At 65.9% G+C, this 14,465-nt stretch carries 10 protein-coding genes; 9 read left to right on the top strand and 1 reads right to left on the bottom strand.

What is annotated here, in order from left to right; genetic code table 11:
* Positions 1 to 75: 75 nt before the first annotated feature.
* The 7 genes from gcvP to N2K98_RS16350 all read left to right on the top strand — a co-directional run bounded on the left by gcvP (position 76) and on the right by N2K98_RS16350 (position 9,681).
* On the top strand, positions 76 to 2,925 hold the full coding sequence (gene gcvP / locus N2K98_RS16380) for an aminomethyl-transferring glycine dehydrogenase (RefSeq protein WP_255864595.1): 2,850 nt from the start codon (positions 76 to 78) through the stop codon (positions 2,923 to 2,925).
* Positions 2,926 to 2,937: 12 nt separating this feature from the next.
* Complete coding sequence (gene gcvT, locus N2K98_RS16375) at positions 2,938 to 4,068, top strand: glycine cleavage system aminomethyltransferase GcvT (RefSeq protein ID WP_255864597.1); 1,131 nt, start codon at positions 2,938 to 2,940, stop codon at positions 4,066 to 4,068.
* A gap of 260 nt (positions 4,069 to 4,328) precedes the next feature.
* Positions 4,329 to 4,706 (top strand): glycine cleavage system protein GcvH, encoded by a 378-nt coding sequence (gene gcvH, locus N2K98_RS16370; RefSeq protein ID WP_255796463.1) that lies wholly within the window; start codon positions 4,329 to 4,331, stop codon positions 4,704 to 4,706.
* A complete protein-coding gene (gene glyA / locus N2K98_RS16365) occupies positions 4,703 to 6,010 on the top strand; it encodes a serine hydroxymethyltransferase (RefSeq protein ID WP_255864598.1) in 1,308 nt (435 codons plus the stop codon). The genes gcvH and glyA overlap by 4 nt, the downstream gene beginning before the upstream one ends.
* An 11-nt stretch (positions 6,011 to 6,021) precedes the next feature.
* A complete protein-coding gene (locus tag N2K98_RS16360; protein WP_255796465.1) occupies positions 6,022 to 7,437 on the top strand; it encodes an L-serine ammonia-lyase in 1,416 nt (471 codons plus the stop codon).
* Positions 7,438 to 7,566: 129 nt separating this feature from the next.
* Positions 7,567 to 9,117 (top strand): alanine/glycine:cation symporter family protein, encoded by a 1,551-nt coding sequence (locus N2K98_RS16355; protein WP_255796466.1) that lies wholly within the window; start codon positions 7,567 to 7,569, stop codon positions 9,115 to 9,117.
* A 141-nt stretch (positions 9,118 to 9,258) separates the two neighbouring features.
* The gene (locus tag N2K98_RS16350) at positions 9,259 to 9,681 is read left to right on the top strand and encodes a ChaB family protein (protein WP_255796467.1); all 423 of its coding nucleotides are present in this window, start codon (positions 9,259 to 9,261) and stop codon (positions 9,679 to 9,681) included.
* Positions 9,682 to 9,691: 10 nt separating this feature from the next.
* Here the strand turns inward: N2K98_RS16350 and N2K98_RS16345 are convergent, their stop codons facing one another.
* Positions 9,692 to 10,468, bottom strand: a complete 777-nt coding sequence (locus N2K98_RS16345) for an SDR family oxidoreductase (RefSeq protein ID WP_255864599.1) — start codon at positions 10,466 to 10,468, stop codon at positions 9,692 to 9,694.
* 180 nt (positions 10,469 to 10,648) lie between these two features.
* Here N2K98_RS16345 and ctaD point away from each other — a divergent pair, with 180 nt between their 5' ends.
* Both ctaD and N2K98_RS16335 read left to right on the top strand, forming a co-directional pair.
* Complete coding sequence (ctaD, locus tag N2K98_RS16340) at positions 10,649 to 12,403, top strand: aa3-type cytochrome oxidase subunit I (protein WP_255864600.1); 1,755 nt, start codon at positions 10,649 to 10,651, stop codon at positions 12,401 to 12,403.
* 216 nt (positions 12,404 to 12,619) lie between these two features.
* Positions 12,620 to 14,452 carry an L-lactate permease gene (locus tag N2K98_RS16335; protein WP_255864601.1) on the top strand — a complete coding sequence of 611 codons (1,833 nt, stop codon included), beginning with the start codon at positions 12,620 to 12,622 and terminating at the stop codon, positions 14,450 to 14,452.
* Positions 14,453 to 14,465: the final 13 nt, after the last annotated feature.

Raw genomic sequence — 14,465 nt, 5'->3', positions numbered from 1 at the left:
CTCTCAGGTCCAATACAGAGCGGGGAGGAGCCGTCGCCGTCGACGTACCCCCGTCTGCCTTTCCTGGAGCCTCAAATGCCTGCAGAACCGTCCTCCTCCACTCTTGCCGCCGCGTTCGTGGACCGGCACATCGGCGCCCGTGCCGACGCCGTTGAAACCATGCTCAAGACTGTCGGCTACGACTCCCTTGACGGTCTGGTGGACATGGCCGTCCCCGCCGCGATCCGGCAGAATTTCCCGTTGGTCCTGGACCCGGCGAAGAGCGAAGAGGAAACCCTCGCGGCACTGCGGCGCATCGCAGGGAAGAACAAGACGGCCGTGCAGATGATCGGCCAGGGCTACTACGGCACCCACACCCCGCCGGTGATCCTGCGCAACGTGGTGGAGGATCCGGCCTGGTACACGGCCTACACCCCCTACCAGCCCGAAATCTCCCAGGGCCGGCTCGAAGCGCTGCTGAACTTCCAGACCATGGTCCAGGACCTCACTGCCCTGCCCATCGCGAACGCGTCCCTGCTGGACGAAGCCACTGCCGTGGCTGAGGCGGTGCTGTTGATGCGCCGGTCCAACAAGTCCCACAGCAACGGCGCCATCGTGCTGGACTCGGAGCTCTTCCCGCAGACCATCGCCGTGGTGAAGGGCCGGGCCAAGGCGCTCGGCTTCGACGTCATTGTTGCGGACCTCGCCGACAGCCTGCCCGAAGGCGAGCTGGCCGGCGTCGTACTCCAGCAGCCCGGCGCGTCCGGCGTGGTGCGCGACCACGCCGCACTGATCGCCGAAGCGAAGGAGCGCGGCGCGCTCGTCACCGTGGCCGCGGACCTGCTGGCCCTCACCCTCATCACCCCTCCCGGCGAGCAGGGCGCGGACATTGCCGTCGGCTCCGTGCAGCGCTTCGGTGTTCCGCTGTTCTACGGCGGTCCGCACGCCGCCTACATGGCCGTCCGCAAGGGCCTGGAGCGGTCCCTGCCCGGCCGCCTGGTGGGCGTCTCCAAGGATTCGGCGGGCACCCCCGCCTACCGGCTCGCGCTGCAGACCCGCGAGCAGCACATCCGCCGGGAAAAGGCGACCTCCAATATCTGCACCGCGCAGGCGCTGCTGGCCATCGTTGCCTCCATGTACGCCGTCTATCACGGCCCCGAGGGCCTGACCGCGATTGCCCGCCGCGCCCACGACTCCGCCCGGACGCTGGCCACCGCGCTGAAGGCCGCCGGCGTCGAACTGCTGCACGAGTCCTTCTTCGACACCGTTACTGCCCGCGTCCCCGGCCGCGCTGCGGAGGTCATTGCCGCCGCCGAAGCGAAGGGCATCAACCTGCGCCGGATCGATGCTGACACAGTGGGCATCTCCGCCGACGAAACGACGACGCCGGCCGTGATCGCCGACGTCGCCGCCGCCTTCGGTGCCGCAACCGTGGAATCCGCGGACGGCTTCGACCTGCCGGCCGGGCTGCTGCGCACCTCGGAATTCATGACGCACCCGGTGTTCTCCTCCTACCGCTCCGAAACCCAGATGCTGCGCTACCTGCGCCGCCTCTCGGACCGCGACCTGGCCCTGGACCGCACCATGATCCCGCTGGGCTCCTGCACCATGAAGCTCAACGCCACCGCGGAAATGCAGGCCATGACCTGGCCGGAATTCGCGTCCATCCACCCGTTCGCTCCGGACTCCCAGACCGAGGGCTGGCGCGAACTGATCGCGGACCTGGAAGAGAAGCTCGCGGTCATCACCGGCTATGACACCGTTTCCATCCAGCCGAACGCCGGCTCCCAGGGTGAACTGGCCGGCCTGCTGGCCATCCGCGGCTACCACCACTCCCGCGGCGACGAACAGCGCAACGTCTGCCTCATTCCGGCGTCCGCCCACGGCACCAACGCCGCCTCTGCGGTCCTGGCCGGCATGAAGGTGGTGGTCGTGGCCACCGCCGACGACGGCGCCATCGACCACGCGGACCTGCGCGCCAAAATCGACGCGAACCGCGAAAACCTTGCCGCCATCATGATCACCTACCCCTCCACCCACGGAGTGTTCGACGACGACGTCCGCGACGTCTGCGAAGCGGTCCACGAGGCCGGCGGCCAGGTCTACATCGACGGCGCCAACCTCAACGCCCTGGTCGGCCTGGCACAGCCGGGCGAGTTCGGCGGCGACGTATCCCATCTGAACCTGCACAAGACCTTCTGCATCCCGCATGGCGGCGGCGGTCCCGGCGTCGGCCCCGTGGCAGCCAAGGCTCACCTCGCGCCCTTTATGCCCGGCGACGCCGCCACCTGGACCGGCGGCGAGGACATCCCCGTCTCCGCGTCCCGCTTCGGCTCCGCCGGCGTGCTGCCCATTTCCTGGGCATACGTCAGCCTCATGGGCGGCGAAGGCCTGACCAGCGCCACCAAGCACGCCCTGCTCGCAGCGAACTACGTCGCAGCCCGCCTGAACGAGTACTACCCCGTGCTTTACACGGGCAAGGGCGGACTGGTGGCGCACGAGTGCATCCTGGACCTGCGTGAACTGACCGCCAAGACCGGCGTCACTGCCGAGGATGTGGCCAAGCGGCTGGTGGACTACGGCTTCCATGCCCCCACGCTGTCCTTCCCGGTGGCAGGCACCCTGATGGTGGAACCCACCGAGTCCGAGGACCTGGGCGAGATGGACCGCTTCATCGACGCCATGATCGCCATCCGCGCCGAAATCGACCAGGTGGGCGCCGGGGACTTCACCCTCGAGGGAAGCCCGCTGCGCAATGCCCCGCACACCGCCGTCGTCGTGGCAGCCAATGAATGGGACCGGGCCTACCCGCGCGAACAGGCCGCTTTCCCGCTGCGCAGCCTGCGCATGGACAAGTACTTCCCGCCGGTGGGCCGGATTGACGGCGCCGCAGGGGACCGGAACCTGATCTGCTCCTGCCCGCCCATCGAAGACTTCGAAAACTAGAAGGAACATTCCATGACTGAGAAGTACACAGCGCTGTATGAGGCGCACAAACAGCTGGGCGCTTCCTTCACCGACTTCGGCGGCTGGCAGATGCCCCTCAAATACAGCTCCGAGCTGGCTGAACATAAGGCCGTACGCACCGCAGCCGGGCTGTTCGACCTCTCCCACATGGGCGAAGTGGAGGTCTCCGGGCCCGACGCCGGGGCGTTCCTGGACTACGCACTGGCAGGCAAGCTTTCCGTTGTGAAGGTGGGACGCGCCAAGTATTCGCTGATCACCAACAACGACGGCGGGATCATCGATGACCTGATTAGCTACCGCCTCGCCGACGACTCCTACCTGGTGGTGCCCAACGCGGGCAACGCGGACACCGTAGCCGCAGAACTGGCGTCCCGGGCCGAGGGCTTCGACGTCGCGGTGAACAACGTCTCGGCGGAAGCCTCGCTGGTGGCCGTGCAGGGGCCGGCTGCCGAAGCCATCCTGCTGGACCTGGTCCCCGCCCATCAGGCTGAAGCTGTCACGGGGATGAAGTACTACGCTGCCGACACCGTGGGCATCCGGGCGGGGGAGCGGACCCTGGACCTGCTCGTGGCCCGCACCGGGTACACCGGCGAAGACGGGTTCGAGATCTACGTCCCCAACGACGACGCCGCGGACCTCTGGTCTGCGCTGTTGGCTGCCGGTGAGGGCCGGGGACTGATTCCGGCGGGCCTGGCCTGCCGCGATTCGCTCCGCCTGGAGGCCGGGATGCCGCTCTACGGCAACGAACTCACGCTGGACACGGACCCGTACGCCGCCGGCCTGGGACCCGTCGTCGCCCTCTCCAAGGAGGGGAACTTTGTGGGCCGTTCCGCCCTCGAAGCCCGTAAGGCCGCCGGACCTGCCCGCCGCCTCGTGGGCCTGAAGGGCTCCGGCCGACGTTCAGCCCGCTCCCATTACCCGGTGCTCAGCAGCGACGGCGAAACGGTCCTCGGTGAAGTCACTTCCGGCGCTCCCAGCCCGACCCTCGGCTTCCCTATCGCCCTCGCTTACGTGGATGCGGCGTTCACGAAGCCCGGCACGGAACTTAATGTCGACCTCCGCGGCAAGCCTGAATCCTTCACGGTAGTCGAGCTTCCGTTCTATAAGCGCAGCAAGCAGTAGCGCCAAAAACAAAAAGATTCTCGTGACGGCGGCGCGGGGGCGATGCGGTGGTGCGGTGCCCAGGACCGCTCACGTAAGCAGGTGTGTGGGTCTCCTGAGGTACCCGGAACGTGCGCGCGGTGCGGCGTTCGTGTAGCCCCGCATCGCCGAGCGAGGAACGAGCGAGGTGTCTAAGGGGCGGCGAATGCCGCCCCGTGGGCACTCGGAACCTAGACTTTGAACCAGAGAACGAAACAACCAGACTTCCCGAGAGGCCCAAGATGAGCAAAGTAAACGCAGGACTCCGTTATTCCGCCGAGCACGAGTGGGTAGACTCCTCGAGCCCCGTCCGCGTCGGCATTTCCGCCGTCGCAGCGGACGCACTCGGCGACGTCGTTTATGTTGACCTTCCCGCCGTCGGCGACACGGTGACAGCCGGTGAGACCTGCGGCGAGGTTGAGTCCACCAAGTCCGTCTCGGACCTCTACGCTCCGGTTTCCGGCGAAATCGTGGAGATCAACCAGGAGGCCATCGACAACCCGGCCCTGTTGAACGAAGACCCGTACGGCGCCGGCTGGCTGTTCACCGTGAACGCAACGAGTGAGGGTGCACTCCTCACCGCCGAGGAATACGCGGAAAAGAACGGCGGCGACCTGTGAGCGATTACCTCAACGATTCCCTCGCGGTAGTTGACCCCGAGGTCGCAGCGCAGATCGACAACGAGCTCCGCCGGCAGCAGCAGGGCCTGGAAATGATCGCCTCGGAGAACCACACCGCCGTTTCCGTCATGGAAGCCCAGGGCTCGGTGCTCACCAACAAGTACGCCGAAGGCTACCCGGGACGCCGCTACTACGGCGGCTGCGAATTCGTGGACGTCATTGAGCAGTTGGCCATCGACCGCGCCAAGTCCCTCTTCGGAGCGAACTTCGCCAACGTGCAGCCGCACTCCGGCGCGCAGGCCAACGCCTCCGTCATGCACGCCCTGATCCGGCCCGGAGACACCATCCTGGGTCTGTCCCTGGCGCACGGCGGGCACCTGACCCACGGCATGAAGATCAACTTCTCCGGCCGGCTCTACAACGTGGTGCCCTACAACGTGTCCGAAGAGGACCACCGCGTGGACATGGCCGAAGTGGAGGCCCTGGCCAAGGAACACCAGCCCAAGCTGATCGTGGCCGGCTGGTCCGCCTACGCCCGCCAGCTGGACTTCGCCGAATTCCGCCGCATCGCGGACGAGGTGGGTGCTTTCCTGATGGTGGACATGGCCCACTTCGCCGGCCTGGTGGCCGCCGGACTGCACCCCAGCCCCGTCCCCCACGCCCACGTGGTCACCACCACCACGCACAAAACCCTTGCCGGTCCCCGCGGCGGCATCATCCTCTCCAATGACGCCGACATTGCCAAGAAGATCAACTCCGCAGTGTTCCCCGGGCAGCAGGGCGGCCCGCTGGAACACGTGATTGCCGGCAAGGCCACCGCCTTCAAGATTGCCGCCACCCCCGAATTCAAGGAGCGGCAGGAGCGCACGCTCGCCGGCGCCCGGATCCTCGCCGATCGCCTGCTGGCCGACGACGTCGCTGCCGGCGGCATCTCCGTCGTGTCCGGTGGAACGGACGTGCACCTGGTGCTGGTGGACCTGCGCAACGCGGCCCTCAACGGCCAGGAGGCCGAAGACCGGCTCGCGCAGATCGACATCACCGTGAACCGCAACGCGGTACCGTTCGACCCGCGGCCGCCCATGGTGACCTCGGGCCTGCGCATCGGCACCCCCGCCCTGGCCACCCGCGGCTTCGGCGAAGATGCATTCCGGGAAGTCGCGGACATCATTGCCCAGGCTCTCATCGCCGGTGAGGACACCGACCTGGCACCCCTGCGCGAACGCGTTACCGCTCTCGCGCAGGCCCACCCGCTGTACCCGGAGGTGGCGGATCTCGCCGCTGCCCCCGCTGCGGCAAACCGTTAGGAAGCACTACCTTGGCTGTCGGCGTTTTTGACCTGTTTACCGTGGGCATCGGCCCATCGAGCTCCCACACAGTGGGCCCGATGCGCGCCGCTGCCGTATTCGCGGCGGAGCTGGTCGACGCCGGCAGCCTGGCCGCCGTCACCGGCCTGAGGGTGGACCTGTACGGTTCCCTCGCAGCAACCGGCCGGGGCCACGGCACCATGACTGCAGTGCTGCTGGGGCTGGAGGGCTTCGCCCCCGAACTGATCCTGCCCGAGCAGGTGGAGCAGCGGCTGGCCGACATTGAGGCGACCCGGAAACTGCAGCTGTGCGCTCAGGTTCCCGGTGCCGTGGCCTGCCCGCTGGAATACGGCGAGGCGGACATTGTGCTGCACCCGCTCACGGTGCTGCCGCGGCACACCAACGGCATGAAGTTCGCCGCCCTGGCCGCCGACGGATCCGTGCTGCAGGAGGCAACCTTCTTCTCCGTCGGCGGCGGCTTCATTGTCCGCGAGGGCGAAGAACGGGCGGATGCCCTGGAACTGGAGGCCAGCAAGTCCGACCTCCCCTACCCCTTCCGCACCGCCGTCGAGTTGCTGCAGCACTGCACCGGCAGCGGACTGAGTATCAGCGAAGTGATGCTGGCCAACGAAAAAATCTCCCGCACCGAAGCGGACATCCGCTCCGGCCTGCTGCACATCCGCGACGTGATGGAGGAGTGCAAGAACTCCGCCATCCGCCGCACCGGCCTGCTGCCGGGCGGGCTGAAGGTCCGCCGTCGGGCGCCGGCCTGGCACACCCGGCTGCGCGCCGAGGATCCAAACCGGGACCCGAAATTCTGGCAGGAATGGGTGAACCTCGTGGCACTGGCCGTGAATGAGGAAAACGCGTCCGGCGGACGAGTGGTCACCGCCCCCACCAACGGTGCGGCCGGCATCATTCCCGCGGTGATGTTCTACGCCACCCATTACGGCCCCGGCATGGAGAACGCGACACCGGAGCAGCGGGACGACGTCGTGGTCCGCTTCCTGCTCGCAGCCGCCGCCGTGGGGGTGCTCTACAAGGAGCAGGCCTCCATTTCGGGCGCCGAGGTGGGCTGCCAGGGCGAGGTGGGCTCGGCGTCGTCCATGGCCGCCGCCGGTCTGGCCGAGATCCTGGGCGGCACCCCGGAGCAGGTTGAAAACGCTGCCGAGATCGCCATGGAACACAACCTGGGCCTGACCTGCGATCCGATCGGCGGGCTCGTGCAGGTGCCCTGCATCGAGCGCAACGCCATCGGTGCCGCGAAGGCCGTGAACGCCGCGAAAATGGCGCTCTGGGGCGACGGCGAGCACCGCGTCTCGCTGGATGAAGTCATTGTGACGATGCGGGAAACCGGGCGCGACATGAGCTCGAAGTACAAGGAAACCGCGCTCGGCGGGCTGGCTGTCAACGTGGTGGAGTGCTGACCCCCGTCTCACGTACGGCATGTGATTTGTGCAATACCACTGGGTTAAGCGAGGCTATGTTGTCGCATTCGACAGCACGCTTACAGAAAACAGGGGTTCGATCCAGTGAACGCAGCACGGGCAGTTTCCATGGCACCGGCATCGGAGGACGGTGGGTTGCTCGGCACCATTGACGCCGCCGTCAACTCCTTCTTTGAACCGATTACAGCTGTGTTCTCCGGGATCGTGTTCTTCCCGATCACCATCGGCGACTTCAGCTTCCCCGCGGTCGTCGCCTGGCTGATCATCGCCGGCATCGTTTTTACGTTCTACTTCGGTTTCATCCAGTTCCGCGGTCTGAAGGTGGCCACCCAGGTGGTCCGCGGCAAATTCTCCTCCCAGGATGATCCGGGCGAGGTACCGCACTTCCAGGCCCTCACCTCCGCTCTTTCCGGTACCGTCGGCCTGGGCAACATTGCCGGTGTCGGCGCGGCCATGGCCCTCGGTGGACCCGGTGCGACCTTCTGGATGATCCTGGCCGGGCTGCTGGGCATGGCCTCGAAGTTCGCGGAGTGCACGCTCGGGGTGAAGTACCGCGAGGTCCATGAGGACGGCTCGATCAGCGGCGGTCCGTTCAAGTACCTGCCCGTGGCTTTTGCCCGCTTCGGCCGGTGGCCGGCGAAGATCCTCACCGGAATCTTCGCCGTCGCGATCCTGATCTTCGGTGTGGCCGGCGGCAACATGTTCCAGGCCAACCAGACCTTCGCGCAGATCCAGAACGTCACCGGCGGCGACGACGGCCTCCTCGGCAGCGCGGGTGCGGCCCTGATCTTCGGCCTGGTCCTGGCTGTCCTGGTCGCCGTGGTGATCCTGGGCGGCATCAAGTCGATCGGCGCCACCACCTCCAAGCTGGTGCCCGCCATGGCAGGCATCTACATCGTGGCCTGCCTGTTCGTGATCATCGTCAACATCGAGAACGTGCCGGCAGCCTTCGGTGCAATCATCGAGGGCGCCTTCCGTCCCGAGGGCTTCGCCGGCGGCATCATCGGCGTCATGATCGTCGGCTTCCAGCGGGCATCCTTCTCGAATGAGGCCGGTGTCGGGTCCGCAGCCATCGCCCACTCCGCGGTCAAGACCCGCCGTCCGGTCAGTGAAGGCTTCGTGGCGCTCTTCGAGCCGCTCGTGGACACGGTGCTCATCTGCACCATGACCGCACTGGCCATCATCATGGCGTCCACTCCCAGCCTGCAGGCAGGCATTGACCAGGTCCAGGGCGGCGGAGCGGCGCCCGACGGCGTCATCCTCACCTCCGACGCCTTCGCCACCGTCCTGCCGTGGTTCCCGATCGTGCTCTCCATCGCGGTGGCGCTCTTCGCCTACTCCACCCTGATTACCTGGTCCTACTACGGCCTGAAGTCCTGGGAATACCTCTTCGGGCGGGGCCGGCGCCGGGAAATCGCCTACAAGGTCATCTTCCTGCTCTTCACCGTGGCCGGCTGCGTCCTGTCCTTCAGCCAGGTCATCAGCTTCGCCGACGCCGCGCTCTTTGTCTGCGCGTTCGTGAACCTGCTCGGCGTGTACCTGCTGCTGCCCGTGATCAAGAAGGAAATGAAGGAGTACCTGGCGGACCGCAAGAGCGGAAAGCTGGAAGTGCTCGGCATTGACGACAACGACATCAAGGAGGCCGCCGCGACCGCCTAACCCGCGTGTCGGGCACGTGCCCTTGCCGCCAAGCTCCTCCGCCGCTTCCGGGCATTCCCCGGAAGCGGAGGGGGAGTTTTTGGTTGAGCCCGTGCCGTGAAGGGTGGTAGACCGTAGGGAAAACGACGGACAGGGAAGACGATGCCTAAGACCGGCAAGAACGACCACGCATTGAAGAGCGAACTGCCTTCGACACTGCAGCGCTCGGATGCCAAGGCCCAGGACACGTTCGCCAAGACCTACGATTCAGCGGTGGAGGAATACGGCGACGGCGAGCGGGCCGCGCGGACGGCGTACGCCTCCCTCAAGCACACCCACGAAAAGGTGGGCGACCACTGGGAGGAAAAGGAACAGAAGGGCCCCTCCGATGCCCGTGCCGCCGAAGGGCGCAGTTCGTCCAAGGACACGGCCGGGGGAGTGGACGCCAACGCGTCCAAGGACCACTTGTATGAACTCGCGTCCCGACTGGACATTTCCGGCCGCTCGAAGATGACCAAGGACGAGCTGGTGGAGGCGCTGCAGAAGGCCAGCGAGAAGCAGACCCGGAAGGCTCGGGAAAGCTAGGGGCGGGGCCCTAGCCGCGGCCGCCGAAGGGCATCCCGGCCGCGGTGACCAGCAGTGAGCGGATATTGGCCGACGCCGGGGCGGAGGCCATAAACAGCACGGCGGCAGCGGCCTCCTCGGCCGGGAACGAGGGTTCCACCGCCCGGGTGCCGTTGGCCTGCAGCGCGCCCTGCCCGCCGCCGATCCCCGTGAGCAGGTCGGTGGCGGCGTTGCCGATGTCGATCTGCCCGCAGGTGATGCCGAAGGGGCGCCCGTCCAGATCTATTGCCTTGGTCAGGCCGGTGACCGCGTGCTTCGTCGCGGTATACGCCGCCGAAAGCGGACGGGGCGTGTGCGCGGAGACCGAGCCATTGTTGATGATCCGGCCGCCCTGCGGGGACTGGGCCTTCATATGCCGCACGGCCGCAGCGGCACACAGCATGGTGCCGGTGACGTTGACCGCCAGGGTCCGGTTCCAGTCCTCGATGCTCAGCTCGTCAATGCTGCCCGTGGGCCCGAACGTCCCGGCATTGTTGAACAGTACGTCTATCCGCCCGAATGCGCCGACGGCCGCGGCGAAAAGCCGCTCGACGTCGTCGGGCACCGTTACGTCGGCGGGCACCACAAGTGCCGCGTCGGATCCGGCGGCGGTTTCCTGCAGTTCGGCCTCCCGGCGGCCGGCCAGGACCACCCGGAAGCCGGCGGACAGGAAAGCCCGGGCCGTAGCACGGCCGATCCCCGTACCTGCCCCGGTAATAACTGCGGTCCGGGGCAGAGGTGTTTCGGTCGAACGGGTCTGGTTGTCCATCCTTGCATTGTGCCTTGCCCTTCCTCCGGGCGGCACCGGTTCCGGAACGGAGCCGCCGCATCGCGTGCCACTGCCATTGGATTCTCTGAGGGGTCTGGCGGGCCGTCCGCCGCCGCCATACGATACCAACCACAGTCTTTCCTGATAGGGCAGTACCCTTCGGCGGATCGGGATAGTTCCATGTCGACAGTGAAATACACCGCGGAACCGGATGGAACTTTTGTAGCGCCCCGGGTCGTGCCGGTGTCCAGGGGGCGGATTGTCGTCAACTGGCTCACCTCCACGGACCACAAAACCATCGGGTTTATGTACCTGATCGCGTCCTTCGTCTTCTTCTCGCTGTCCGGTGTGATGGCACTGCTCATCCGGGCCGAACTGTTTGAGCCGGGAATGCAGATCCTGCAGACGCGGGAGCAGTACAACCAGCTCTTCACCATGCACGGCACAGCCATGCTGCTGATGTTCGCCACACCGCTTTTCGCCGGCTTCGCGAACGTGATCATGCCGCTGCAGATCGGGGCGCCCGACGTCGCGTTCCCGCGCCTGAATGCGCTGGCGTTCTGGTTCTTCCTGTTTGGCTCGCTGATTGCACTGTCCGGGTTTATCACCCCGCAGGGCACCGCGTCCTTCGGCTGGACTGCCTATACGCCACTGTCCAACGTTGCGTTCAGCCCCGGTCTCGGCGGTGACCTGTGGGTCTTCGGGCTGGCGTTATCCGGTTTCGGCACGATCCTGGGTTCGGTCAACTTTGTCACGACAATTGTCTGCCTGCGCGCTCCGGGCATGACCATGTGGCGGATGCCGATCTTCACCTGGAACACCCTGGTTACGGCGATCCTGGTGCTGATGGCCTTTCCGCCGCTGGCGGCCGCACTGTTCGCGCTTGGCGCGGACCGGCGCTTCGGTGCGGACATCTTCAACCCGGAACGCGGCGGCTCCATCCTGTGGCAGCACCTGTTCTGGTTCTTCGGCCATCCCGAGGTGTACATCATCGCCCTGCCGTTCTTCGGCATCGTCTCCGAAATTTTCCCAGTCTTCAGCCGTAAATCCATTTTCGGCTACAAGGGCCTGGTGTTTGCCACCATTGCCATCGCAGCCTTGTCGATGACGGTCTGGGCGCACCACATGTACGTGACCGGCGCGGTCATGCTGCCCTTCTTCTCGTTCATGACCATGCTGATCGCGGTGCCCACCGGAGTGAAGTTCTTCAACTGGATCGGCACCCTGTGGCGGGGGTCCATCACCTTCGAGACCCCCATGCTGTGGAGCATCGGCTTCCTGATCACGTTCCTCTTCGGCGGTCTAACCGGGATCATCCTGTCCTCTCCGCCGCTGGACTTCCACGTTTCGGACACCTATTTCGTGGTGGCGCACTTCCACTACGTGGTGTTCGGAACCGTGGTGTTCGCAATGTTTGCGGGATTTTATTTCTGGTGGCCCAAATTCACCGGGAAAATGCTGAACGAACGGCTCGGAAAAATCCACTTCTGGCTGCTTTTCCTGGGTTTCCACACCACCTTCCTGATCCAGCACTGGCTGGGCGTGCTGGGGATGCCCCGGCGGTATGCGGATTACCTGGTGGAGGACAACTTCACCGGAATGAACCAGCTGTCCACCATAGGGGCGGGAATTCTGGCGCTGTCCATGATTCCCTTCCTCTGGAACGTCTACGCCACCTGGCGGCACGGCAAGAAGGTCGAGGTGGATGATCCGTGGGGGTTCGGCGGATCCCTGGAATGGGCCACTTCCTGCCCGCCGCCGCGGCACAACTTCACCTCGCTGCCGAAGATCCGCTCGGAACGCCCCGCACTGGACCTTCATCATCCCGAGTTGATGGCGCGCGCGAATTCCGACACCGATTCGCCGGCCGAGAAACTTTTCGGTGCTGCGGATATGGGCAGCGAGCAGCCGCGCAATCCCGATCCGCGGCAATAGGTAACCACTGCACCGCCGCCCCGGTTCCTGGCCCTTACCGGCAGGGAACCGCGGCGGCGATTGTGTTTTAACCCGGTTCCGTTTGACGGAGCCCATTTGTTTGACGGAGCCCGATTTTGTTCCGGGTGGGCACCAACCGTTGACCCCGCCAAGGGGCGGGCCTAGGGTCGAACGCATCATCACCGTGGATGTGGAAACAAAAACAAAGGAGTTTTTGTGACGACTGCTGCTGCGTTCCAACAGCCCCTCGATCCGATTGCTGGTTCCCTGGCCCTGTCCGCCATCCTGGCCGCCCTGCCGCTGCTGATTCTGTTTGTCCTGCTGGGCGTATTCCGGATGAAGGCCTACCAGGCGGCCCTGATCAGCCTGGCACTGTCCATCATCCTGGCCATAGTGGGCTGGCGGATGCCGGTGGGACAGGTTCTTTCAGCTACGGGGCTTGGCGCCTTCTATGCCATCTTTCCCATCCTCTGGATCCTGATCAACGCCCTGTGGGTCTACAAGCTGACCGTGGCAACGCCGTGGTTTGAGGTCCTGGGACGCACCATCCGCTCCATCTCGGACGATCTGCGCATCCTGTCCATCCTGATTGCCTTTTGCTTCGGTGCCCTGCTGGAATCCCTGGCCGGCTTCGGAGCGCCGGTAGCCATCGCGGCGGCCATGCTGATGGCCGCAGGCATGAAGCCGTTGAAATCCGCCGTTGTCGCCCTGCTGGCCAACACGGCTCCGGTGGCCTTCGGCGCCATGGCGGCACCGATCATCGCGCTGAACGGCGTCACGGGCATCCCGCTGCAGGAGCTGTCCTCCATGACCGGACGGCAGACGCCCTTCATTGCGCTGGTGGTTCCGCTGATCCTGGTCTTCCTGGTGGACGGTAAACGCGGTCTGCGGCAGACGTGGCCGGTTGCGCTCGTCGCCGGAGCGGCCTTCGGGCTGGCACAGTTCGCTGCCTCGAACTTCTTCATTGTGGAACTGACCGACGTCGTTGCCGCCGTCGTGACAGTAGTGGCGGTACTCCTGATGCTTCGGGTCTGGCAGCCGGCCGAGATCATCGGCATGACCGGGGAAACCCGGGAGGCCGAGAAGGCAGGGGAAACCGCGTCGGTTTCTGAAACGGAATCCGTCGGAACGGACACCCTCACCGGCTCGGGCCGCGGTTCAGCGCCAGGGGCCGGAGCCGGCGCCGGAACCGGAGGGGGCGCCGGGGCAACCGCCATGGGTGCCGGCGCCGACGGCGGCCGCACAGGAGACGGCGGGGAGGGAGAACGTGCCCCCAGCGGCAGCACATCCGCCACCGGCCGGCCATCCGGACACGACGTCTGGATGGCCATTGCCCCCTACCTGGTGATCATCGTGGTGTTCTCCATTGCCCAGATTCCCGTGGTCAAGACCTGGCTGACCTCCATCGGCAGCACCACCTTCCTGTGGCCGGGACTCGACGTCACCGGAAACAACGGCAAACCGGCGGCCGCCCAGACACTGCGTTTTGACCACATCCGGGCGACCGGCACCCTGCTGCTTTTCTCCGGCATCATCACCATGGTGCTGTACCGGATCGCGGCTAGCCGCGGAGTGCGCGTCTACGGAGAAACGCTGAAGCAGCTGCGCTGGACCATCCTGACCGTCTGCTCCGTGTTGGCCCTGTCCTTCGTGATGAACCTTTCCGGCCAAACCACCACCCTCGGGGTTGCCCTGGCCTCCGCCGGCGGCTTCTTCGCCCTGCTCTCCCCGCTACTGGGCTGGATCGGCGTGGCCCTGACCGGGTCCGACACCTCCTCGAACTCCCTGTTCGGTGCCCTGCAGGTGGCCGCAGCCAACGAAACCGGGCTGTCACCCACGCTCATGGCCGCAGCCAACTCCTCCGCCGGCGTTATGGGCAAGATGCTTTCGCTGCAGAACCTGGCCATCGCCTCAGCCGCCGTCGGCCTGGAAGGGGCGGAAGGAACACTGCTGCGCAAACTCATCGGCTGGAGCCTTGGCCTGCTGGCGTTCATCACCGTGCTCATCTGGCTGCAGTCCACCTCGGTTCTTGGCTGGATGGTCCCCTGACCCCTGCCCGACC

The sequence above is a fragment of the Arthrobacter jinronghuae genome, from assembly GCF_025244825.1.
In the GTDB taxonomy this organism is placed as follows: domain Bacteria; phylum Actinomycetota; class Actinomycetes; order Actinomycetales; family Micrococcaceae; genus Arthrobacter_B; species Arthrobacter_B jinronghuae.
The sequence above is the reverse complement of the archived record's forward strand: the minus strand, read 5'-3'. Positions and strand labels throughout refer to the sequence as shown.

Bases quoted from the DNA above. Each gene is read 5' to 3' on its own strand.
- gcvP (WP_255864595.1), top strand. From the start codon at position 76: ATGCCTGCAGAACCGTCCTCCTCCACTCTTGCCGCCGCGTTCGTGGAC.
- gcvT (WP_255864597.1), top strand. From the start codon at position 2,938: ATGACTGAGAAGTACACAGCGCTGTATGAGGCGCACAAACAGCTGGGC.
- gcvH (WP_255796463.1), top strand. From the start codon at position 4,329: ATGAGCAAAGTAAACGCAGGACTCCGTTATTCCGCCGAGCACGAGTGG.
- N2K98_RS16355 (WP_255796466.1), top strand. From the start codon at position 7,567: ATGGCACCGGCATCGGAGGACGGTGGGTTGCTCGGCACCATTGACGCC.
- N2K98_RS16350 (WP_255796467.1), top strand. From the start codon at position 9,259: ATGCCTAAGACCGGCAAGAACGACCACGCATTGAAGAGCGAACTGCCT.
- N2K98_RS16345 (WP_255864599.1), bottom strand. From the start codon at position 10,468: ATGGACAACCAGACCCGTTCGACCGAAACACCTCTGCCCCGGACCGCA.
- ctaD (WP_255864600.1), top strand. From the start codon at position 10,649: ATGTCGACAGTGAAATACACCGCGGAACCGGATGGAACTTTTGTAGCG.